The following is a 19,889-nucleotide window of genomic DNA, read 5'->3' as shown; positions in this document are numbered from 1 at the left end:
GAACGCTCATGGCAAGTCTGGACGGCAAGGTTGCACTGATCACCGGCGCAGCCAGCGGCATCGGCAAGGCGATCGCCGAGCTGTATGCGAAGGAAGGCGCCGCGGTCGCCATCGCCGACATCAACCAGCAGGCCGCGGATGCCGCGGCGGCGGAGATCACCGCCGCCGGCGGCAAGGCGATCGGCGTGGTGATGGACGTCACCGACGAGGCCGCCGTCAACGCCGGTACCGAAAAGGTGGTGGCCGCGTTCGGCCGGCTGGACATCCTGATCTCCAACGCCGGTGTGCAGATCATCAACCCGATCGACCAGTTCGCCTTCAGCGACTGGAAGAAGATGCTGGCGATCCATCTCGATGGCGCCTTCCTCACCACCAAGGCCGCCCTGCAGCACATGTACAAGGGCGACCAGGGCGGCATCGTGATCTACATGGGTTCGGTGCATTCGCACGAGGCCTCCAAGCTCAAGTCGGCCTACGTCACCGCCAAGCACGGCCTGCTTGGCCTGGCCCGCGCGCTGGCCAAGGAAGGCGCGCCGCACAACGTGCGCTCGCACGTGATCTGCCCCGGCTTCGTGCGCACGCCGCTGGTGGAGAAGCAGATCCCGGAGCAGGCCAAGGAGCTCGGCATCAGCGAAGACCAGGTCATCAAGAACGTGATGCTCAAGGACACCGTGGACGGCGTGTTCACCACGGTCGAGGACATCGCGCAGACCGCGCTCTACCTGGCCACCTTCCCGTCCGCCGCGCTGACCGGGCAGTCGTTCGTGGTCAGCCACGGCTGGTACATGCAGTAACACCCCGAGTGGAACCGCCACGACGCGGCAGGGCTGCCGCGTCGTGCCCTTGTGCCGTGTTTTCGATGGAGTGATCACGCATGAAGCAGGCCGATGTCCGGGCGAACGCGTTCGCCATGCCGCTGACCAGTCCGGCGTTTCCGCCGGGGCCCTACCGTTTCGTCAATCGCGAGTTCCTGGTCATCACCTACCGCACCGACCTCGATGCCCTGCGCGCGGTGGTGCCAGAGCCGCTGGAAGTGACCGAGCCGCTGGTGAAGTACGAATTCATCCGCATGCCGGACTCCACCGGTTTCGGCGACTACACCGAGAGCGGGCAGGTGATCCCGGTGCGTTTCCAGGGTGTGCACGGCGGCTACGTGCACTCGATGTACCTCAACGACCACCCGCCGATCGCCGGTGGGCGCGAGTTGTGGGGTTTCCCGAAGAAGCTGGCGTCGCCCGAGCTGGAGGTGGAAACCGACACCCTGGTCGGCACGCTGGACTACGGCAAGGTGCGCGTGGCCAAGGCGACCATGGGCTACAAGCATCGCCAGGCCGACCATGCCGCGGTGATGGCGGCGCTGCAGGCGCCGAATTTCCTGCTCAAGATCATCCCGCACGTCGACGGCACGCCGCGCATCTGCGAGCTGGTGCGCTATTTCACCACCGACATCACGCTGAGGGGGGCCTGGGCCGGGCCGGCCTCGCTGGAGCTGCATCCGCATGCGCTGGCACCGGTGGCCGATCTGCCGGTGCTGAAGATCGAATCGGCCCTGCACTTCGTCTGCGACCTGACCCTGGCGCTCGGCGAGGTGGTGCATGACTACCTTGCCGATCCGGTCGCCTGAGGAACATGCGATGACCAACCCTCCATCCAGGTCCCGCGCCCGCAAGCCCGCCGCACCGCGCAAGGCGGCGACCCCGGCCGCGCGCGAGTACCCCACCGTCGCCCTCGTGCTGCAGGGCGGAGGCGCCCTCGGCGCCTACCAGGCCGGCGTCTACGAAGGCCTGCATGCCAGCGGTCGCCTGCCGAACTGGGTGGCAGGCATCTCCATCGGCGCGTTGAACGCGGCGGTGATCGCCGGCAACGCGCCGGAACACCGGGTGGCGAAGCTGCGCGAGTTCTGGAAGACCATCTGCAAGCCGCCGTTCCTGCCGGCACCGCTGGCGTCGCCGGAGTTCGACGACCTGCCGTGGCCGCTGCCGCTGCAGCACGGCCTCAGCGGCATGGCGGCGATGCGCGCGCTGCTGGAAGGCCAGGCGGGCTTCTTCCTGCCGCGCATGCCGATTCCCCCATTGGCGCCGTGGCGCCGCGGGCCGCACCTGGCCAGCTGGTACGACACCGGGCCGCTGCGCAGCACGCTGGAGCGGCTGGTCGATTTCGACCGGATCAACGACCCGCGCACGATCCGCGTCTCGGTGGGTGCGGTGAACGTGCGCAACGGCAACTTCGAGTACTTCGACAGCACCCGGCAGGCCCTGCGCGCCGAGCACTTCATGGCCTCCGGCGCGCTGCCGCCGGGCTTTCCGGCGGTGGAGATCGACGGCGAGTTCTACTGGGACGGGGGCATGGTCTCCAACACGCCGCTGTACAAGGTGCTGCGCGACCGCCCGGCCCACGATGCGCTGATCTTCCAGGTCGACCTGTGGAGTGCGATGGGCGAGCTGCCGCACGACCTGCCGCAGGTCGCCTCGCGCAGCAAGGACATCCAGTTCTCCAGCCGCACCCGGCTGGTCACCGAATACATGGCGCGCGAGCACGAGCACCAGCGCCTGCTGCACGACCTGATGACGCTGGTACCCGAGTCCCGCCGCGACGATCCGGCATTCGTGCGGGCGCAGGCGCGCTCGTCCGGAGCGCTGACCAACCTGGTGCACCTGATCTACCGCGACAAGCCGTACGAAGGGCACTACAAGGACTACGAGTTCAGCGCCAACAGCATGCGCCGCCACTGGCGCGCCGGACTGGACGACATGCGCCACACCCTGGCCCATCCGCACTGGCTGGACTACCCCGACGCCGAGCATCCGTTCGTGACCCACGACGTGCATCGGGGCTGATCGGTCTGCCGGCAGGCGGCGGGGCGTCAGGCGTCGCGATGCACCTGCAGGCCGGCGGCCGACTGGTTCACCGGCATCACTTCGAGCCGGTTGATGTTGAGGTGCGGCGGCAGGGTGGCGATCCACCAGATCGACCCGGCGATGTCTTCGGCGGTGATCGGATCGACCCCGGCGTAGAGCTGGTCCGAGGCGGACTGGTCGCCGCCGGTGCGCACCAGGGTGAACTCGGTCTGCGCCATGCCCGGCTCGATCGAGCTCACCCGCACGCCGGTGCCGTGCAGGTCGGTGCGCAGGTTCTGGGTGAACTGGCTGACGAAGGCCTTGCTGCCGCCGTATACATTGCCGCCCCGGTACGGGTAGCTGCCGGCGATCGAGCTGATGTTGACGATCGCGCCGCGACGCTCGACCAGCGTGGGCAGCAGCAGGTGGGTGATCGTCACCAGGGCGGTGATGTTGGTGTCGATCATCTGCTTCCACTGGGCCAGGTCCGCCTGCTGTGCCGGCGCGGTGCCCAGCGCCAGCCCGGCGTTGTTCACCAGCAGGTCGATGCCGGCGAACTCGGCCGGCAGCCCGGCGATCGCCGCGCGCATCGCGGCCTCGTCGCGCATGTCGAAGGCCAGCGGATGCACGCGGTCGGCACCATGCTTGTCGACCAGCTTCTGCAGCCGCTCGGCGCGGCGGCCGGTGGCGACCACGCGCCAGCCGCCGGCGACGAAGCGGTCCACGGCGGCGGCGCCGAAGCCGGAGGTGGCGCCGGTGATCAGTGCGGTCTTGGTGTTCATCGTTCGGGACTCGCTAAGTGGCTCAGTGGCCTTCCTTCAGGGCGATCGCGTTGATGCCGGCGTTCGCCAGCCGCTGCTTGGCCGATTCCAGCTCGGTGGCCGAACGGAACGGCCCCAGCCGCACGCGATGGAACACCTGGCCACCCACGGTGACCGACTGCACGTTGGCAACGAAGCCCTGCAGCGCCAGTCGTGCCTTCAGGCTTTCCGCGTCGGCGGCATTCGGGAACGCGCCGACCTGCAACAGGTACCCGCTGCCGGCGGCCGGTGCCTGGACGGCGGCGGCCGGTGCGGCGGTGACGTTTTCGCGCGTCACGCCGGGCGGCGGCGGGGGCACGCTGGCCTGCTGCTGGGCGGCGATCTGGGCGGCCGCGGCCTCGCGCGCCTGCTGCTGCTTCTGCTGCTCGGCGCGCGCCTGGGCGCTGATCACCGAGTCGGGGATGCGCACTTCCTTCTCCGACAGCAGCGAATAGAAGTCGTACTGCGGCTTCTTCGGCGTCGTGGCGGCGCTGCCCGGCGCCACCGCGCCCGGATCGCTGCCGCGCTGGGCGGTGGCCTGCGGGTTGGGCTGCGGCCCGGTCGGCGCCATCGGCAGCAGCGACTTGCGCATCAGCATCACCATCAGCAGGGCACCGCCGAGGATGCCCACGGCGAGGATCGCCCAACCCGGGATGCCGCCCTTCTTGTGGCGGACGGCCTGCCGGCCCTTGCCCTTGCGTGCTGCCATTTACATGCTCTCCGGGGCGCTCAGGCCCAACAGGTCCAGACCGTTCCTCAGCACCTGGCGGGTGGCCACGGACAACGCCAGGCGGGCGTTGCGCAGCTCGGCATCCTCGACCAGGAACTGGTGCGCGTTGTAGTAGGCGTGGAACGCGTTGGCCAGCTCGCGCAGCCAGCCGGCGATCAGGTGCGGTTCGAGGTGCTCGGCCGCGGCCTCAACCATTTCGGGGTACTTCGACAGCTCGGTCAGCAGCACCTGCTCGTGCTCGCTGTCCAGTCGGGCCAGCTGCGCCAGTCCGGCGTCGAGGTCCACGGCCAGGCCTTTCTCCGCCGCCTGGCGCAGCACGCTGCACACGCGGGCGTGGGCGTACTGGATGTAGTAGACCGGGTTGTCGTTGGTCTGCGAACGGGCCAGGTCGATGTCGAACACCAGCTGCGAGTCGCCCTTGCGGGCGATCAGGAAGTAGCGCGTGGCGTCGCGGCCGACCTCGTCGATCAGGTCGCGCAGGGTCACGTAGCTGCCGGCGCGCTTGGAGATCTTCACCTCCTCGCCGCCGCGCATCACCGTCACCATCTGGTACAGCATGTAGTCCGGATAGCCCTTGGGAATGCCGCAGTCCAGCGCCTGCAGGCCGGCCTTCACCCGGGCCAGCGAGCCGTGGTGGTCGGAGCCGAGCACGGTGATCGCCTTCTCGTAGCCGCGCTGCCACTTGCTGAGGTGATAGGCCACGTCCGGCACGAAATAGGTGTAGGTGCCGTCGGACTTGCGCATCACGCGGTCCTTGTCGTCGCCGAAATCGGTGGTGCGCAACCACAGTGCACCGCCTTCCTCGTAGGTATGGCCGTGCGCGGTCAGTTCGCGCACGGTTTCCTCCACCTTGCCGTCGGCGTACAGCGACGACTCCAGGTAGTAGGTGTCGAAGCCCACGCCGAAGGCCTTCAGGTCCAGGTCCTGCTCGCGGCGCAGGTAGGCCACGGCGAACGCGCGGATCGCGTCCAGATTCTCCGGATCCTTCGCGCCGGTGACGGTGTGGTCTTCCACCGTCACGCTGTCGCCGGCCAGATAGGCCCTGGCCACGTCGGCGATGTAGTCGCCGCGGTAGCCGTCTTCCGGCCAGCCCGCGTCCCCGGGCGCCAGCCCGCGCGCGCGGGCCTGGGTCGAGATCGCCAGGTTGGCGATCTGGACGCCGGCGTCGTTGTAGTAGAACTCGCGCTTCACGTTCCAGCCCGTGGCCGCCAGCAGGCGGCTCGCGCAGTCGCCCAGCGCGGCGTTGCGGCCGTGACCGACATGCAGCGGCCCGGTCGGATTGGCCGAGACGAATTCCACGCCCACGGTATGCCCGCCGCCACTGGCGTTGCGACCGTAGGCATCGCCTTCGGCGAAGATCCGCCGCACTTCGGCGTGGTAGGCCTCGACGGCGAGGAAGAAGTTGATGAAGCCGGGGCCGGCAATCTCGACTTTCGCCACCAGCGGGTTGGCCGGCAGCGCCGCAACCAGCTTTTCGGCCAGCTCGCGTGGCTTGGCCCGGGCCGGCTTGGCCAGCAGCATCGCCAGGTTGGTGGCGAAATCGCCGTGCTCGCGGCTGCGCGCTCGCTCGATCACGAAATGCGGGATCACGAGATCGGCGGGGAGGGTGGAATCGGTGCGCAGGCCGTCGAGGGCCTGCAGCAGCAGGGCGCGCAGCTGATCTTTCACGGGTCGGGGTCGGCAAGCAATTGGACCGGCAATGCTAACAGAGCAAGGCTGAGCGTCAGCCCGGAGCGGTCCTGATGCGGTGCGGGAGCAGGCCTGTGGATAACTCTGTGGGAAAGGTGACACGTTTGTCGGCCCAGCCGGGCTCCCGTGCCGTTTTCATCGTGGCGAATGTGCAAAAATGTATTAATTTCAATATTTTGAAGCAAGTATCTTGCTTGCGGGTCATGTTGGTCCCGCAAATGCCCTTCCTGGCGAAATGTGCATAACTTTCCGCGTACCTGCGTTGTCCCGCGCACGACGCGCCAGCGTCACGCACCTGTCATGCGGCGCCGCCACACTGCGCCCCGTGCTCGACGACCTATCCTCCCCGGAGTCGTCGGGCGCCAGGAGATACCGTGTTCTCCACCCTCCCCAAAAAACGGCATGGGCGGTGCGGCGTGAGCCTGCATCGCCCTTTTTTTTGACCCTCGCGATCCGCTGATGCTCAGATCAGCCCGCGCTCGGCCATCGACACGGGCGCGCCGGCCCCGATGACCAGATGGTCGAGCACGCGCACCCCGATCAGCTGCAGCGCGTCACGCAGCTCGCGGGTGATCGCCCGGTCGGCCGCACTGGGCTCGGCCACGCCGCTCGGATGGTTGTGCGCGAAGATCACCGCGCAGGCGTTGTGCCTTATGCAGGCGCGCACGACTTCGCGCGGATGCACGCTGGCGCCGTCGACGGTGCCGCGAAACAGCTCCTCGAACGCCAGCACGCGGTGTCGGTTGTCCAGGTACAGGCAGGCGAACACCTCGTAGGGACGATCGCGCAGCTGCGCACGCAGATAATCCCCGCTGTCCCGCGGGCTGCTCAGCGCCGGGCGTTCGCGTAGCTGTTCGCCCAGCGCGCGGCGGGCCAGTTCCAGCGCAGCGATCAGGCGCGCGCGCTTGGCTGGGCCGATGCCGCGCCGGCTGATGGCCTCCGCTGGAGCGCCAAGCAGGGAGGCGAGTCCTCCGTTGTCCTGCAGCAGGCCCCGGCCCAGCGCGATCGCGTCGGTACCCGGGATGCCGCTGCCCAGCAGCACGGCGATCAGTTCGGCATCGGTCAACGCGGCGCAGCCGCGGGCCAGCAGCTTTTCGCGGGGTCGTTCGGTTTCGGGCCAGTGGCGGATGCTCATCCGCACAGCGTGCCGGTGCCCAAAGCGCGCACCCATCGGGAAAGCGCGACCCGCGACGTGGGCCGACCGCGCGCCAAGCGGTCAGGCGGGCGCGGGCAGATGCCGGGCGAACTCCGCGCTGAGCCAGTCGATGAATACCCGCACCCGCGGCGACAGCTGGCGGTTCTGCGGGTAAAGCACGTAGACCGGGGACGGCTCCGGGGGAAAGTCGGGCAGCACTTCGACCAGAGCGCTGGACCTCGCCGTTCAGGCTTGGCCTGGGTGACCCGCTGGCACCCCGGGCCGTGGTGTGACGCACACCGGGATCGCCCGCCCGACCAAGCTCAGCCGCGACGGGCGATTCCGGTAAGCTACCGGGCCAAACGAACCACGGGCCCATCCATGAGTCTTGCCCACCGCCGCATCCTGCTGGGCGTGTCCGGCGGCATCGCCGCCTACAAGTCCTGCGAACTGGTCCGTCGCCTGCGCGACCTCGGCGCCGAGGTGCGCGTGGTGATGACCGAGGGCGCCACCCACTTCGTCACGCCGACCACCTTCCAGGCGCTCTCCGGCGCGCCGGTGCGGGTGTCGCTGTGGGACGAATCGGCCGAGGCGGCGATGGGCCATATCGAACTGGCGCGCTGGGCCGAACGCATCCTCGTCGCCCCGGCCAGTGCCGACGTGCTGGCCCGGCTGGCGCAAGGGCAGGCCGACGACCTGCTGACCACCCTGTGCCTGGCCAGCGCCGCCCCGGTGTCGGTGGCGCCGGCGATGAACCAGCAGATGTGGGCGCATCCGGCGGTGCAGGCGAACCTGGCGACGCTGCGCTCGCGCGGCGTGACCGTGCTGGGCCCGGCCGCCGGCGAGCAGGCCTGCGGCGACGTCGGCTCCGGCCGCATGCTCGAGCCGATGGATCTGCGCGACGCGCTGGTAGCGTCGTTCGGCAGCGGCCTGCTGGCCGGCCGCCACGTGGTGGTCAGCGCGGGCCCGACCTACGAGGACATCGACCCGGTGCGCTTCATCGGCAACCGCAGTTCCGGAAAGATGGGGTTCGCCGTGGCCGAGGCCTGCGCCCTGGCGGGTGCCCGGGTAACGCTCGTGGCCGGACCGGTGGGCCTGCCGACGCCGGCCGGGGTGGCGCAGCGGATCGACGTGCGCAGCGCGGCGCAGATGCATGCGGCGGTGCTGGAGGCTTCGAACGGTGCCGACATCTACATCGCCGCGGCGGCGGTCGGCGACTACCGTCCGCAGCAGGTGGCGCCGTGCAAGCTGAAGAAGCAGGCCGGTGCCGACCTGGTGCTGACCCTGGCGGAAAACCCCGACATCCTGGCCAGCCTGTCCGCGTTGCCGGAGCATCCGTTCCTGGTCGGCTTCGCCGCCGAGACGCACGACGTGGCGACCTACGCGCAGGACAAGCTGCACCGCAAGAAGCTCGACATGATCGCCGCCAACCAGGTGGGCGAGGGACTGGGGTTCGAGACCGCCGACAACGCGCTCACCCTCTACTGGAACGGCGGTTCGCGCGAACTGCCGCGGGCCGGCAAGGCCGAGCTGGCCCGTGAACTGGTCGCCTGCGTGGCCGAGCGCTTCCAGGGGGCGCGCGCGTGATCGACGTCGAACTGAAGATCCTCGATCCGCGACTGGGCCACAGTATTCCGCTACCGGAACCGGCCACCATGGGCAGCGCAGGTATGGACCTGCGCGCCGCGCTGGAGACCCCGGCCACCCTCGCTCCGGGCGAGACCCTGCTGGTGCCGAGCGGCTTCGCGATCCATATCGGCGATCCCGGCTGGTGTGCGCTGATCGTGCCGCGGTCCGGTCTGGGGCATAAGCAGGGCCTGGTGATGGGCAACCTGGTCGGCGTCATCGACGCCGACTACCAGGGGCCGCTGATGATTTCGTGCTGGAACCGCGGCGCCCAGCCGGTCACCATCGGGGTGGGCGACCGCATCGCACAACTGCTGCTCGTGCCGGTAGCGCAGGCGCGGCTGAAGGTGGTGGAAGAGTTCGCACCGTCGGAACGGGGGCAGGGCGGCTTCGGATCGACCGGAATCAACTGATCTGCGGGGGCGGGGATGGGTTTGAGCTGGGGGAAGGCCAACGCACTGGCCGAGGTCGACTGGAGGCGTCTGTTGCCGCTGGCCGTCGGCACGCTGCTGGTCGTGCTCGGCTTGTTTGCCGGCTGGCAAACATGGCTGATCGCGAACGAGGGACACGCCAACGATCGCGTCCATCAGGCCCAGGCCGCAGCGGTCAGGGCCGTGTCGGCCGCGCTGGACAGCCAGCGTCGCGCGGTCCGTAACGCGCTGGATCAGGTCGATCCCGCCACGCTGGCAGCCGACGCCAATGCCGCCGTGGCGGCGGTGAAGGCGGCCGTGCCCGGGTCACGGGTGGTGGAGTTCTACAGTCCGTCCCTGGGTGAAGTGCTGCACGCCAACTATCGCGAGTTCGGCTACGCCAAGGCCGCCCAGTTGATCACCGCGCAAAGCATCGATGGCCCGGCCCTGGCCGAATCGGTGAATGCCCGTGACGGGCGTCATGTCTCGTTTGCCATGCCGGTCGGTCCGCTGCAGCACCCAGTCGCCTGGGCGTGGGTGGAAATGCCGTTCGAGCCGGTGGCCAGGGCCTTCGATGCGGTGTCCCCGGCCGGCGGTCGCATCGAGCTGCGCCAGGGCGACGACCGCACCGACCTCGGCCTGCTGTCGCACGGAAACGCATCGGCGGTGCCCGAGGAAGATAGCGGCGAGCCGGTGCCGAACAGCGCGTTCAGCGTCACGGCGGCATTGCCGGCGGCCTTTATCGTGCTGCCGCGCCAATGGCCGCTCGCCGCGTTGCTGAGCCTGCTCGGTCTGGGTGCCGGCGTATGGCTGCTGCGTTTGCGGGGAGCGAGCCCGGGCAGCGAGGCGACCGAGCCGGCGGTGGAGGACGTTCCGTTGCCACCGCGTCGCGAGCGGGCGCGTCCGGCCATCCCGCCGCCTTCACCGCCGTCTCAGGGAGCGCCGCCGAAGGCGCCTCCGCCGGTGGTGACCATCGACCCATCGATCTTCCGCGCCTACGACGTGCGCGGCGTGGTCGGCAAGACGCTGGACCGCCCCGTGGCCAAGCGGCTGGGCCAGGCGATCGGCGGCATGATGCGCGAGCAGGGTCTGCGCGAGATCGTGGTCGGCCGCGACGGCCGCAGCTCCGGCCCGGAACTGGCCGGGGCCCTGGCCGAAGGCCTGCAGCTGGCAGGCATTGACGTCATCGACATCGGCGCGGTGCCCACGCCGGTGGTGTACTACGCGGCATTCCGGCTCAACACCGGTTGTGGCGTGGCGGTCACCGGCAGCCACAATCCGCCGGAGTACAACGGGTTCAAGATCGTCGTCGGCGGGCAAACGCTGGCCGAGGCGGCGATCCAGGACCTGTACCGTCGCATCGTGGAAGGCGACCTGCCGGACGACGGGCACGGCAGCTCCCGGAATCTGGATGTCGTGCCCGACTACATCGAGCGGATCGCCTCGGACGTGCAGGCCGAGCGCATGCTCAAGGTGGTGGTGGATTGTGGCAACGGCATCCCGGGCATGGTCGCTCCGCAGGTGCTGGAGGGCATCGGCTGCGAAGTGGTGCCGCTGTACTGCGATGTTGACGGCAGCTTCCCGAACCATCACCCGGACCCCTCCGATCCGGCCAATCTCGAGGACCTGATCCTTGCCGTGAAGCAGACGGGCGCCGACCTTGGCGTGGCGTTCGATGGCGACGGCGACCGGCTCGGCGTGGTGACCCGCGAAGGCGAGATCGTCTACCCGGACCGCATCCTGATGCTGTTCGCGCGCGACGTGCTGGCGCGCCAGCCGGGTGCCACGATCATCTACGACGTCAAGTGCACCGGCCACCTCAAGGGGCAGATTCTCGACGCCGGCGGCAGCCCGCTGATGTGGCGTACCGGCCACTCGCTGATGAAGGCGAAGATGCGCGAGACCGGCGCGGAGCTGGCCGGCGAGATGAGCGGGCACTTCTTCTTCAAGGAGCGCTGGTACGGTTTCGACGACGGCATCTATGCCGCCGCGCGGCTGCTGGAGATTCTCGCCGGCGACCTGGAGGACCGCAGCCCGGAGGACATCTTCGCCACCTGCCCGAAGGGCGTATCCACCCCGGAGCTGAAGATCGACCTGGCGGAGGGCGAGCAGAAGCGCTTCATGGACGCCTTCCGTGAAAAGGCCAGCTTCCCGGACGCCACGCTGGTGACCATCGACGGCGTGCGTGCCGACTGGCCGGATGGCTGGGGTCTCGTGCGGGCGTCGAACACCACGCCGACCCTGGTGCTGCGCTTCGATGCGGACAACCCGACCGCGCTCAAGCGCATCCAGCAGGTCTTCCGCGAGCAGCTGTTCCTGGTGAAGCCCGGCCTGAAGCTGCCGTTCTGACCGGAACGGTCAGTGGCCGGAATCGCCGCCGGCGATCTGCTTCTTCAGTTCGCGATACCGGCTGAGCTGGCTTTCCTGCCGCAGCTGCGTGTTGACGTAGGACTGCTGCAGCCGTTCGAGCAGGGCGCGCTGCGAGCCGACCACCCCGCGCTGGGTGGCGATGCGGTCGTTGAGGTATTTGGGCACGGGCTGCTTGGCGCGCTCCAGTTCGCCGGCTCGCCCGAGCAGGTCGGCCAGCGCCTGTTCCTGCGTGGCCAGGCTCTTGCGGGTGGTCGAGATCTGCTGGTCGATCGAATTGAGCTCGTCCTTCTGCATGCTCACCAGGTCCGGCTCGTTCGGATAGGCCGCGAGCATCTGATCGTCGTTGCGACGCTGTTCGTCTTCGGCCTGCTTCTTGGCGGCGGCGATGGCGGCCAGCTTCTCTGCGGCGGCGCGCTCCTCCACCGTGAGCTGGCGCTCCACGTGGCGCACGACGATGCCGCGGCTGTCGACGATGTCGTAACCGTTGGCCATGGCGTCGGCGGAAAGACTGTCGCTGTAGTGCAACAGGCCATGCGCATCGTGCCAGCGGTACTGCACGGCACTGCCTTTCTGCTGAGCGATGGCAGTGGTGCCGACGACGACCGACAACAGGGCGGAAACGATCAGGAACTTGCGCATGTAACCCCTCCGTATCGAGCGGAGTATAGCGATCGCGACGGTCGGAACGGTGGGCTTCGGGGGAGCTTTTCGCTTACCCGGTCACGCCGTAGCGGGCGCGATAGGCGAGCAGGCGCGCATGCTCGGCCGCGAGCGACGGCCGCTCGCCGGCGTAGGCCAGTACGTCGTCCAGCCGGGTGATCGCGATCACCGGAATGCCGAATTCCGCCGTTACTTCCTGTGCCGCCGACAGCTCGCCCTGGCCCCGCTCCTGCCGGTCCAGCGCGATCAGCACGCCGGCCGGCTCGGCACCGGCGGCGCGGATCAGCGCCAGCGATTCACGCACGGCGGTGCCCGCGGTCATCACGTCGTCAACGATCAGCACGCGACCCTGCAGCGGCGCGCCGACCAGGGTGCCGCCTTCACCGTGGTCCTTGGCTTCCTTGCGGTTGTAGGCCCAGGGAAGGTCACGGCCGTGCTGCTCGGCCAGCGCAATGGCGGTGGCCGCGGCCAGCGCGATGCCCTTGTAGGCGGGGCCGAACAGCATGTCCACGGACAGGCCGGAAGCCTGGATGGTCGCCGCGTAGGCCCGGCCCAGCTGGGCCAGCGCAGCGCCGGAATCGATCCGTCCCATATTGAAAAAGTACGGGCTGATCCGCCCCGACTTGAGGGTGAACTCGCCGAAGCGCAGCACCTCGCGTTGAAGAGTCAGGTCGATGAAGTCGCGCTGGTAATCGTGCACGGGGAATTCCGGTCTGCTGGGTCGGGGATGCGGCGGCAGCGCCACCGCAAAGCGTCATGGTAACGCTCGGAGCCGGTCCCGGAGTGCCGCTGCAACGGTTGCTATGATGCCGGCCTGACCGTAAGCCGGACTGCAGGAGCACGCATGCGCATCATCAGCCTCAACGCCAACGGCATCCGTTCGGCGGCGACCAAGGGGGTATTTCCCTGGCTTCGCGCCCAGGAGGCCGATGTGGTCTGCCTGCAGGAGACCAAGGCGCAGGAGGACCAGCTCACCGACCCGATGTTCCGTCCCGACGGACACCACTGTTTCTACCGCGACGCCACCAGCAAGAAGGGCTACAGCGGCGTGGCGATCTACGCCAAACGTGAACCGGACACGGTGCTCACCGAGCTGGGCTGGGACGAGTTCGACAACGAGGGGCGCTACATCGAGGCGCGTTTCGGCAAGCTCTCGGTGGTGTCGCTGTACTTCCCCTCCGGTTCGTCCGGCGAGGAGCGCCAGCAGTTCAAGTTCCGCGCCATGGAATGGATCGCACCGATCTTCGACGGCTGGCTGAAGAGCGACCGCCAGTACGTCATCTGCGGCGACTGGAACATCGTGCGCAGCGAAAAGGACATCAGGAACTGGAAGTCCAACCAGAAGAACTCCGGCTGTCTGCCGGAGGAGCGCGACTGGCTCAACGGCCTGGTCGAGCGCGGCTGGGTCGACAGCTACCGCACGCTCCGGCCGGAAGGCGAGGACTACACGTGGTGGTCGAACCGCGGGCGCGCGCGGGAGAATGACGTGGGTTGGCGCATCGACTACCAGATCGTCTCGCCCGCGCTGCGCGACCGCCTGCGCGACTGCTCGATCTACCGCGACCAGCGCTTCTCCGACCACGCGCCGTACACGGTCGACTATGCCGACTGAGCCGGTGGCCACCCCGGCCCCGCGCCCGTCGATCTGGCAGGCGTTCACCCAGCCGGCGGCGTGGACCATGGCGGTGTTCGGGTTCTCCTCCGGCCTGCCGTTCCTGCTGGTCGCCGGCACGCTGGCGTACTGGCTGAAGGAGCACGGCGTGGTGCTGTCGGAGATCACCATGATCGCCAGCGCCGGCATGACCTACGCGCTGAAGTTCCTGTGGGCGCCGCTGCTCGACCACTGGCGCCTGCCGGGCTTCGTGCGGCTGGGACAGCGGCGCGGCTGGCTGCTGCTTGCCCAGGCCGGGGTCGTGCTTGGCCTGCTGGCGATGGCCTGGCTGACCCCTGCGCACCTGGCTCCTTTCGTCGCCGCGACGCTGGCGGTGGCATTCTTCGGAGCCACCCAGGACATCGCCATCGATGCCTATCGCATCGAGATCGCCCCGATCGAGGCACAGGGCGCGCTGGTCGCCACCTACTCGCTGGGTTATCGCATCGGCCTGCTCACCGCAGGCGCGCTGGCGCTGATCGCCGCCGACCACGTGCATTGGCCGGTGATCTATGCCGGCATGGCGGCCTGCATGCTGCCGCCGATCGCCATGACCCTCGTCGCCAGGGAACCCGAAGTCCTGCGCCGCTCGCCACCGCGTTGGCTGGATGCGATGCAGCTGGGTGTGGTCGATCCCTTCATCGATTTCTTCCGCCGCTACGGTGCCGTGCTGGCGCTGCTCACGCTGGCGTTCATCCTGCTGTTCAAGATGCCCGAGCAGGCCACCATCGGCGGTGTGATGAGCCCGTTCTACCGCGACATGGGCTTCAGCAAGACGCAGATCGGCGCGATCACCAAGATCTACGGCATCTGGATCGGCATCGTCGGCGTGTTCATCGGTGGTGCGATGGTGGCGCGATGGGGTGCCTGGCGCTCGCTGGCGGTGATGATCGTGCTGTGCGGCACCAGCAATCTTCTTTATCTGCTGCTGATGCAGCACCACGGCAACCTGTGGATGCTCACCCTGGTGATCTCGGGCGAGAACCTCACCCTGGGCATGCTCGGCCCGCCCACGGTGGCATTCCTTTCCTCTCTGGTGAACCGCGAGCACACGGCTACGCAGTACGCGCTGCTCAGCTCCCTCGTTAACCTGCCGGGCAAGGTGCTGGGGTTCTTCGCCGGCGAGATCGCGATGGCGGTCGGTTATGGCGGGTTCTTCGTCATCACGGTACTGGGCATCGTGCCGGCGGTGGTTCTGTTCGCCTTGATCCGCAGACGCTTCCGGGATGCCGGCCACGACGTGCGCTGAGTCGCGCGTCGGAGCCCGGTACGTGGTAGCGGCCGGCGGGTTTGTGCGACCATCCTGCGCACAGGGGGCATGCGTGACTTGGAGTGGCGCCCATGCCGGATCTCGTCGTACGCCATATCGACAACGTGATGGCCGAGCGCATCAAGGCGCTGGCCAAGTCGCGCCATTGGTCGATCAATGACGTGGTGCTGCATGCCCTCCGGCACGGCCTGGGCATGAGCGACGGCGGGGTCGCCTTCTCCGAGAACCTGATCGATGCCGATGCGGTGGTACTCAGCGGCCACTGGGACGCGGCCGAGCGTGCGGCCTTCCACGAAGCGGTCCAGGCGCTGTCGGTGGCGCCCGCGAGCCAGTTGGTGAGTGTCGCCGCGTCGCCTTTTGGCGACGAAGAACACGGCCCCGCTCAGCGGGATGCGGAGTAGATGGCGCCAAGGATGCGCGGTCCGCGGGCGCCGGTGACCGCGGGCAGGTTGCCGGGCCGTCCCAGCAGCCGCTGCCGCGCCAACCAGGCAAACGCCATCGCCTCCAGGAAGTCCGGATCCACGCCGTAGCTTGCGGTGCTTTGCAACGCTGCCGGCGCCAGCCGCACGGCGAGGCGCTCCATCAATGCGCGGTTGTGCACGCCCCCGCCGCAGGCCAGCACCCGCCGGGTGTCGGGCGCGTGCCCGGCGATCGCGTCGGCGACGCTGCGCGCGGACAGTTCCAGCAATGTGGCCTGCACGTCGGCGGGCGAGATCGCACGCCCGGCCAGCTGCTGCTCGAGCCAGGCCAGGTGGAAATGTTCGCGGCCGGTGCTCTTGGGCGGCGCCAGCGCGAAGTAGGGATCCTGGAGCAGGGTGTGCAGCAACGCCTCATCCGTGCGCCCCTCCCCGGCGAATTGGCCATCCCGGTCGAACGGCTCACCGCGATGCCGGGCGCACCATGCATCCATCAGCCCGTTGGCAGGGCCGGTATCGAAGCCGAGCACGCTGCCGTCGACACCGAGACAGGTGATGTTGGCGATGCCGCCGAGATTGAGCACCACCCGGGCCTCCCCCGGCTGGCCAAGCAACATGGCATGCATGGCCGGCAGCAGTGGCGCGCCCTGGCCACCTGCGGCCACATCGGCGCGACGGAAGTCGGCGACGACGTCGATGCCGCACTGTTCGGCGATCACGCTGGCATCGCCGAGCTGCAGGGTGAAGGGATGCCTGCCGGTCGGCCGATGCCGCAGGGTCTGTCCATGCGAGCCGATCGCGCGGACCCGATCGGGTGTCACCCCGGCCGCGTCCAGCACGCGATTCACCGCCTCGGCGAAGCCGTAGCCCATGGCGACATCCAGTCGCCCGAGCAGGTCGAGGTCAACCGGGAGTTCCCCCTGTGCGACGCCGAGGATCTGCTGGCGCAGTTCCTCGGGCCACGGATGGGTCAGTCCAAGCAGCAGACGCGGCGCGCCGCCGTCGAAACTCACCAGCGCCGCATCGATGCCGTCGGCGCTGGTGCCGGAGATCAGGCCGAGATAAAGCGAATCCGCGGGTTCCACGCAGGGGTCATTCGTCGCTGTGCTGGCGGCTGTTGGCCATCGCGAGCTTGACGTTCTGGTCCACCTGCTTGAGACGCGCCAGCTGCGGACGCACGACCTGGGCTTCGAACTTCGCGAGCTGGGCCTGCGGCAGCGGCTCGGGCTTGGGCAGCGTCACAGTCTGCGGGTTGCGCTGCACGCCGTTGACACGGAATTCGTAGTGCAGGTGCGGGCCCGTGGCCAGGCCGGTCATGCCGACATAACCGATCACCTGGCCCTGGCGCACGTGCTGGCCGACGCGCTCGCCCGCCGCAAAGCGGGACATGTGGCCGTAGGCCGTGGAGATCGACTTGTTGTGCTGCAGGATCACGAAGTTGCCGTAGCCGCGCATCCAGCCGCGGAACTTGATCACGCCGTCGCCCGCGGCATGGATCGGGGTGCCCGTGGGAGCGGCGTAGTCCACGCCCTTGTGCGCACGCATGCGGCCAAGGATCGGGTGCATGCGCGCCGCGCTGAAGGTGGATGAGATGCGCGTGAAATCGACCGGGATGCGCAGGAACGATTTCTGGATCGGGCGCCCGTCCTCGCTGAACCAGCCGTAGTTGCCATCGGCCTTCTTGAAACGGTAGGCCGTGTAGCGATGCCCCTGGTTGACGAACTCCGCGGCGACGATGTCGCCTTCGGTGTAGTAGCTGCCGTCGCGATAGATGTCGTCGTAGATGACGGTGAAGCTGTCGCCGACGCGCAGGTCCTGCACGAAATCGATGTCGTACTTGAACAGGTCCGCCAGCTTGCCGACCATGCCCGGGCTCATCCCGGCGTGAGCTCCCGCCGCGTACAGCGAGCTGTCGATCACGCCATGCGCGACGTGTTCGCGCGTATCCATGTCGCGCGGCTCCAGCGTCAGTTTGGCGGTGCCGTCGTCGAAGCGGACCATCGCGCGGGTCGCGGAGTCGCGGTCGAAGCGCAGGCCCTTCAGGCTGCCGTCGCTGCCGAGCAGGAAGTCGAATTCCTGGTGCGGGCGGATGCTGTGCAGCGCCGAACGGGCGTCACCCGCGGCGTCCATCACCCGCTGCAGATCGGACATGCTCAGGCCCTGGTTGGCGAAGATGTCCGAAAGTGTCTGACCCGGCTCGACCTGGACCCGCTGCCAGTCCTCGACGGTCGGCGCCTGCGTCGTGGCCGGCGACGCCTTCGGCAACGCCAGCGGCAGCAGCGTGTGTGCTTCGGCAGCCGGCGGCGTGCGCATGGCCGATGCCCAGGCGGGAAGCAGGAAGCCGGACAGCGCAGTGATCAACAATGCAGTGGCGGCGAGCACCCAGCGCTCGCGATGCCAGCGGATAGGCTCGGCTTCGCCGTTGCGGTTGAACGACCAGTGCGAGCAACGCTCGTAAAAGTGGGAGTGCCTGCGCTGCGCCTTGCGGCGAATGGCCTGCTTGCGCGCCGCGTGCGCCACCTGCGACCCCTCACTCATAATGCATGACCCCACCCGAAAACCTGCGACCGGCCGGTACCGTAACGGCCATGTGTAAAGGGTGTCAACGCCTTTTCCATCAATGGTTTGCGCTAGGTTCTTGGTTAACGCACAATTAACTTCACCCCTGTGAAGTCGGTCACCCGAGTGGCTGTCTAGACAACTAAATCCGAGGATTGCATGAACGAGTTGGAACAGGCGTTGGCCACCATCGCTCGCGGAGCGGACGAGATCATCAAGCGCGAGGAGCTGGAGCAGCGTCTCAAGGCGGGTCGCCCGCTGCGGATCAAGGCGGGTTTCGATCCGACGGCGCCCGATCTCCACCTCGGGCACACCGTACTGCTCAACAAGATGCGTCAGTTCCAGGACCTGGGGCACCAGGTGATTTTCCTGATCGGCGACTTCACCGGCATGATCGGCGACCCCACCGGCAAGAACGTCACCCGCCGGCCGCTGTCGCGTGAAGACGTGCTCGCCAACGCCGAAACGTACGCATCCCAGGTTTTCAAGGTGCTGGACAAGGAGCGCACCGAGGTGCGCTTCAATTCCGAGTGGTTCGGCCAGATGACCGCGGCCGACATGATCAAGCTGGCTGCGCAGCACACCGTGGCCCGCATGCTCGAGCGCGACGACTTCGCCAAGCGCTACGCGGGACAGCAGCCGATCGCCATCCACGAGTTCCTGTATCCGCTGGTACAGGGCTACGACTCGGTGGCCCTGAAGTGCGACGTCGAGCTCGGCGGTACCGACCAGAAGTTCAACCTGCTGATGGGGCGCGCACTGCAGGAACACCACGGGCAGCCGCCCCAGATCGTTCTGACGATGCCGTTGCTGGAGGGGCTGGACGGGGTCAACAAGATGTCCAAGTCCCTGGGCAACTACATCGGCATCAACGAGCCGGCGATCGACATCGTCACCAAGACGATGAAGATTGGCGACGAGCTTATGTGGCGATGGTTCGAGCTGCTCAGCTTCGAGGTGTCGCTGGAGGAAATGGCTCGCATGAAGGTCGACGTGGCCAGCGGCGTCCTGAATCCGCGCGACGCCAAGCTGCGTCTCGCGCGTGAGCTGGTGACCCGGTTCCATGATGCGGCCGCCGCCGACCAGGCCATTGCCGGCTGGCACGCCGTGGTGCGGGGTGAGGGCGACACGTCGTTGCTTCCGTTGTCCGAGATCGCCGTCCCCGCCGATGGACTCAGGTTGCCGGCGCTGCTCACAGCAGCGGGCCTCACGGCGAGCAACTCGGAGGCCAATCGCAAGCTCAAGGAGCGCGCGGTCAAGATCGATGCCCAGGTGGTCGAAGATCCCCAGCAGGTGTTCGTTGCGGGCTTCGAAGGCGTCCTGCAGGTGGGCAAGCGCAACTTCGCCCGCGTGCTCCTCAAGGCTTCCTGAGCCCGCCGCTCGCCCCAGCGACGCCGGCGCTCGAGGCGGGCGCCTTTCCGGACAACGACTTGCGTGGCGGACCAGACAATCTTCGGGAAAACGCTTGCCAACCCATGGGGGTGTGCCTACTATGCGCCCCCCGCCGTGGCGACACTGCTTCGACCGGAAACACATCGCTGAAGAAATTCTTCTGCTCGTGTTGCCAGATCGAAAAAATGTTGTACAGTAGGCGGCTCGCTTCTCTTCCAAAACGACTTCTGGCTGAGCGGCAACAACTTCGAAATCAAGTGTGACGAAGGTGTTGACGGGCAGTGAAATCGATGTAGAATGAGCGGCTCACCTGAGGCGAAACGCTTCGGGGCGATTCGAGAAAC

General features: G+C 68.0%; 19 protein-coding genes. 10 read left to right on the top strand and 9 right to left on the bottom strand.

Going from position 1 to position 19,889, the window contains the following annotated elements; genetic code table 11:
* Nucleotides 1-8 precede the first annotated feature (8 nt).
* The 3 genes from C693_RS0107130 (at nucleotide 9) to C693_RS0107120 (ending at nucleotide 2,837) form a co-directional block, all read left to right on the top strand.
* On the top strand, nucleotides 9-794 hold the full coding sequence (locus C693_RS0107130) for a 3-hydroxybutyrate dehydrogenase (protein WP_017461570.1): 786 nt from the start codon (nucleotides 9-11) through the stop codon (nucleotides 792-794).
* An 80-nt stretch (nucleotides 795-874) separates the two neighbouring features.
* The gene (locus C693_RS0107125; protein ID WP_017461569.1) at nucleotides 875-1,624 is read left to right on the top strand and encodes an acetoacetate decarboxylase; all 750 of its coding nucleotides are present in this window, start codon (nucleotides 875-877) and stop codon (nucleotides 1,622-1,624) included.
* 10 nt (nucleotides 1,625-1,634) lie between these two features.
* Nucleotides 1,635-2,837 carry a DUF3734 domain-containing protein gene (locus C693_RS0107120; RefSeq protein ID WP_017461568.1) on the top strand — a complete coding sequence of 401 codons (1,203 nt, stop codon included), beginning with the start codon at nucleotides 1,635-1,637 and terminating at the stop codon, nucleotides 2,835-2,837.
* A gap of 26 nt (nucleotides 2,838-2,863) precedes the next feature.
* On the opposite strand, the gene C693_RS0107115 is transcribed toward C693_RS0107120, so the two are convergent.
* The 5 genes from C693_RS0107115 to C693_RS22970 form a co-directional block, all read right to left on the bottom strand.
* Complete coding sequence (locus C693_RS0107115; RefSeq protein WP_017461567.1) at nucleotides 2,864-3,619, bottom strand: SDR family NAD(P)-dependent oxidoreductase; 756 nt, start codon at nucleotides 3,617-3,619, stop codon at nucleotides 2,864-2,866.
* A 22-nt stretch (nucleotides 3,620-3,641) separates the two neighbouring features.
* Complete coding sequence (locus tag C693_RS0107110) at nucleotides 3,642-4,346, bottom strand: SPOR domain-containing protein (protein ID WP_017461566.1); 705 nt, start codon at nucleotides 4,344-4,346, stop codon at nucleotides 3,642-3,644.
* Nucleotides 4,347-6,035, bottom strand: a complete 1,689-nt coding sequence (gene argS, locus C693_RS0107105) for an arginine--tRNA ligase (protein ID WP_017461565.1) — start codon at nucleotides 6,033-6,035, stop codon at nucleotides 4,347-4,349.
* Nucleotides 6,036-6,519: 484 nt separating this feature from the next.
* On the bottom strand, nucleotides 6,520-7,191 hold the full coding sequence (radC, locus tag C693_RS0107100; RefSeq protein WP_017461564.1) for a RadC family protein: 672 nt from the start codon (nucleotides 7,189-7,191) through the stop codon (nucleotides 6,520-6,522).
* Between the two features lie 81 nt (nucleotides 7,192-7,272).
* Complete coding sequence (locus C693_RS22970) at nucleotides 7,273-7,419, bottom strand: LysR substrate-binding domain-containing protein (RefSeq protein WP_198506848.1); 147 nt, start codon at nucleotides 7,417-7,419, stop codon at nucleotides 7,273-7,275.
* Between the two features lie 153 nt (nucleotides 7,420-7,572).
* Between C693_RS22970 and coaBC the strand changes: the two genes are divergently transcribed.
* Genes coaBC through C693_RS0107080 form a run of 3 tightly spaced genes read left to right on the top strand, consistent with a single transcriptional unit; the run spans nucleotide 7,573 to nucleotide 11,576 of the window.
* On the top strand, nucleotides 7,573-8,778 hold the full coding sequence (gene coaBC, locus C693_RS0107090) for a bifunctional phosphopantothenoylcysteine decarboxylase/phosphopantothenate--cysteine ligase CoaBC (RefSeq protein ID WP_017461562.1): 1,206 nt from the start codon (nucleotides 7,573-7,575) through the stop codon (nucleotides 8,776-8,778).
* Nucleotides 8,775-9,230 (top strand): dUTP diphosphatase, encoded by a 456-nt coding sequence (gene dut / locus C693_RS0107085; protein ID WP_017461561.1) that lies wholly within the window; start codon nucleotides 8,775-8,777, stop codon nucleotides 9,228-9,230. The genes coaBC and dut overlap by 4 nt, the downstream gene beginning before the upstream one ends.
* A 15-nt stretch (nucleotides 9,231-9,245) precedes the next feature.
* Nucleotides 9,246-11,576 carry a phosphomannomutase/phosphoglucomutase gene (locus C693_RS0107080; RefSeq protein ID WP_017461560.1) on the top strand — a complete coding sequence of 777 codons (2,331 nt, stop codon included), beginning with the start codon at nucleotides 9,246-9,248 and terminating at the stop codon, nucleotides 11,574-11,576.
* Between the two features lie 9 nt (nucleotides 11,577-11,585).
* On the opposite strand, the gene C693_RS0107075 is transcribed toward C693_RS0107080, so the two are convergent.
* Entirely contained in the window at nucleotides 11,586-12,236 is a 651-nt protein-coding gene (locus C693_RS0107075; protein ID WP_017461559.1) for a hypothetical protein, read from the bottom strand.
* A 73-nt stretch (nucleotides 12,237-12,309) separates the two neighbouring features.
* Nucleotides 12,310-12,957, bottom strand: coding sequence for an orotate phosphoribosyltransferase (pyrE, locus tag C693_RS0107070; RefSeq protein WP_017461558.1), 648 nt, complete (start codon nucleotides 12,955-12,957; stop codon nucleotides 12,310-12,312).
* A gap of 144 nt (nucleotides 12,958-13,101) precedes the next feature.
* Here pyrE and C693_RS0107065 point away from each other — a divergent pair, with 144 nt between their 5' ends.
* The 3 genes from C693_RS0107065 (at nucleotide 13,102) to C693_RS21300 (ending at nucleotide 15,579) form a co-directional block, all read left to right on the top strand.
* Nucleotides 13,102-13,869 (top strand): exodeoxyribonuclease III, encoded by a 768-nt coding sequence (locus C693_RS0107065; RefSeq protein WP_017461557.1) that lies wholly within the window; start codon nucleotides 13,102-13,104, stop codon nucleotides 13,867-13,869.
* Complete coding sequence (locus C693_RS0107060) at nucleotides 13,859-15,157, top strand: AmpG family muropeptide MFS transporter (protein WP_017461556.1); 1,299 nt, start codon at nucleotides 13,859-13,861, stop codon at nucleotides 15,155-15,157. The genes C693_RS0107065 and C693_RS0107060 overlap by 11 nt, the downstream gene beginning before the upstream one ends.
* 92 nt (nucleotides 15,158-15,249) lie before the next feature.
* The gene (locus tag C693_RS21300) at nucleotides 15,250-15,579 is read left to right on the top strand and encodes a hypothetical protein (protein WP_017461555.1); all 330 of its coding nucleotides are present in this window, start codon (nucleotides 15,250-15,252) and stop codon (nucleotides 15,577-15,579) included.
* Here C693_RS21300 and C693_RS0107050 read toward each other — a convergent pair.
* Both C693_RS0107050 and C693_RS0107045 read right to left on the bottom strand, forming a co-directional pair.
* Nucleotides 15,561-16,679: an anhydro-N-acetylmuramic acid kinase gene (locus C693_RS0107050; protein ID WP_017461554.1), complete on the bottom strand. Its 1,119-nt coding sequence runs from the start codon at nucleotides 16,677-16,679 to the stop codon at nucleotides 15,561-15,563. The two genes, C693_RS21300 and C693_RS0107050, sit on opposite strands and share 19 nt — an antisense overlap.
* Before the next feature lie 7 nt (nucleotides 16,680-16,686).
* On the bottom strand, nucleotides 16,687-18,132 hold the full coding sequence (locus C693_RS0107045) for an OapA family protein (protein WP_043598532.1): 1,446 nt from the start codon (nucleotides 18,130-18,132) through the stop codon (nucleotides 16,687-16,689).
* A gap of 180 nt (nucleotides 18,133-18,312) precedes the next feature.
* Here C693_RS0107045 and tyrS point away from each other — a divergent pair, with 180 nt between their 5' ends.
* On the top strand, nucleotides 18,313-19,524 hold the full coding sequence (tyrS, locus tag C693_RS0107040; protein ID WP_017461552.1) for a tyrosine--tRNA ligase: 1,212 nt from the start codon (nucleotides 18,313-18,315) through the stop codon (nucleotides 19,522-19,524).
* Nucleotides 19,525-19,889: the final 365 nt, after the last annotated feature.

This window comes from Dyella ginsengisoli LA-4 (assembly GCF_000334915.1).
Lineage (GTDB): Bacteria > Pseudomonadota > Gammaproteobacteria > Xanthomonadales > Rhodanobacteraceae > Dyella_A > Dyella_A ginsengisoli_A.
The sequence above is the reverse complement of the archived record's forward strand: the minus strand, read 5'-3'. Positions and strand labels throughout refer to the sequence as shown.

Coding starts and splice junctions, on each gene's coding strand:
- C693_RS0107130 (WP_017461570.1), top strand. CDS start 9: ATGGCAAGTCTGGACGGCAAGGTTGCACTGATCACCGGCGCAGCCAGC.
- C693_RS0107125 (WP_017461569.1), top strand. CDS start 875: ATGAAGCAGGCCGATGTCCGGGCGAACGCGTTCGCCATGCCGCTGACC.
- C693_RS0107120 (WP_017461568.1), top strand. CDS start 1,635: ATGACCAACCCTCCATCCAGGTCCCGCGCCCGCAAGCCCGCCGCACCG.
- C693_RS0107115 (WP_017461567.1), bottom strand. CDS start 3,619: ATGAACACCAAGACCGCACTGATCACCGGCGCCACCTCCGGCTTCGGC.
- C693_RS0107110 (WP_017461566.1), bottom strand. CDS start 4,346: ATGGCAGCACGCAAGGGCAAGGGCCGGCAGGCCGTCCGCCACAAGAAG.
- radC (WP_017461564.1), bottom strand. CDS start 7,191: ATGAGCATCCGCCACTGGCCCGAAACCGAACGACCCCGCGAAAAGCTG.
- coaBC (WP_017461562.1), top strand. CDS start 7,573: ATGAGTCTTGCCCACCGCCGCATCCTGCTGGGCGTGTCCGGCGGCATC.
- C693_RS0107080 (WP_017461560.1), top strand. CDS start 9,246: ATGGGTTTGAGCTGGGGGAAGGCCAACGCACTGGCCGAGGTCGACTGG.
- C693_RS0107075 (WP_017461559.1), bottom strand. CDS start 12,236: ATGCGCAAGTTCCTGATCGTTTCCGCCCTGTTGTCGGTCGTCGTCGGC.
- C693_RS0107065 (WP_017461557.1), top strand. CDS start 13,102: ATGCGCATCATCAGCCTCAACGCCAACGGCATCCGTTCGGCGGCGACC.
- C693_RS0107060 (WP_017461556.1), top strand. CDS start 13,859: ATGCCGACTGAGCCGGTGGCCACCCCGGCCCCGCGCCCGTCGATCTGG.
- C693_RS21300 (WP_017461555.1), top strand. CDS start 15,250: ATGCCGGATCTCGTCGTACGCCATATCGACAACGTGATGGCCGAGCGC.
- C693_RS0107045 (WP_043598532.1), bottom strand. CDS start 18,132: ATGAGTGAGGGGTCGCAGGTGGCGCACGCGGCGCGCAAGCAGGCCATT.
- tyrS (WP_017461552.1), top strand. CDS start 18,313: ATGAACGAGTTGGAACAGGCGTTGGCCACCATCGCTCGCGGAGCGGAC.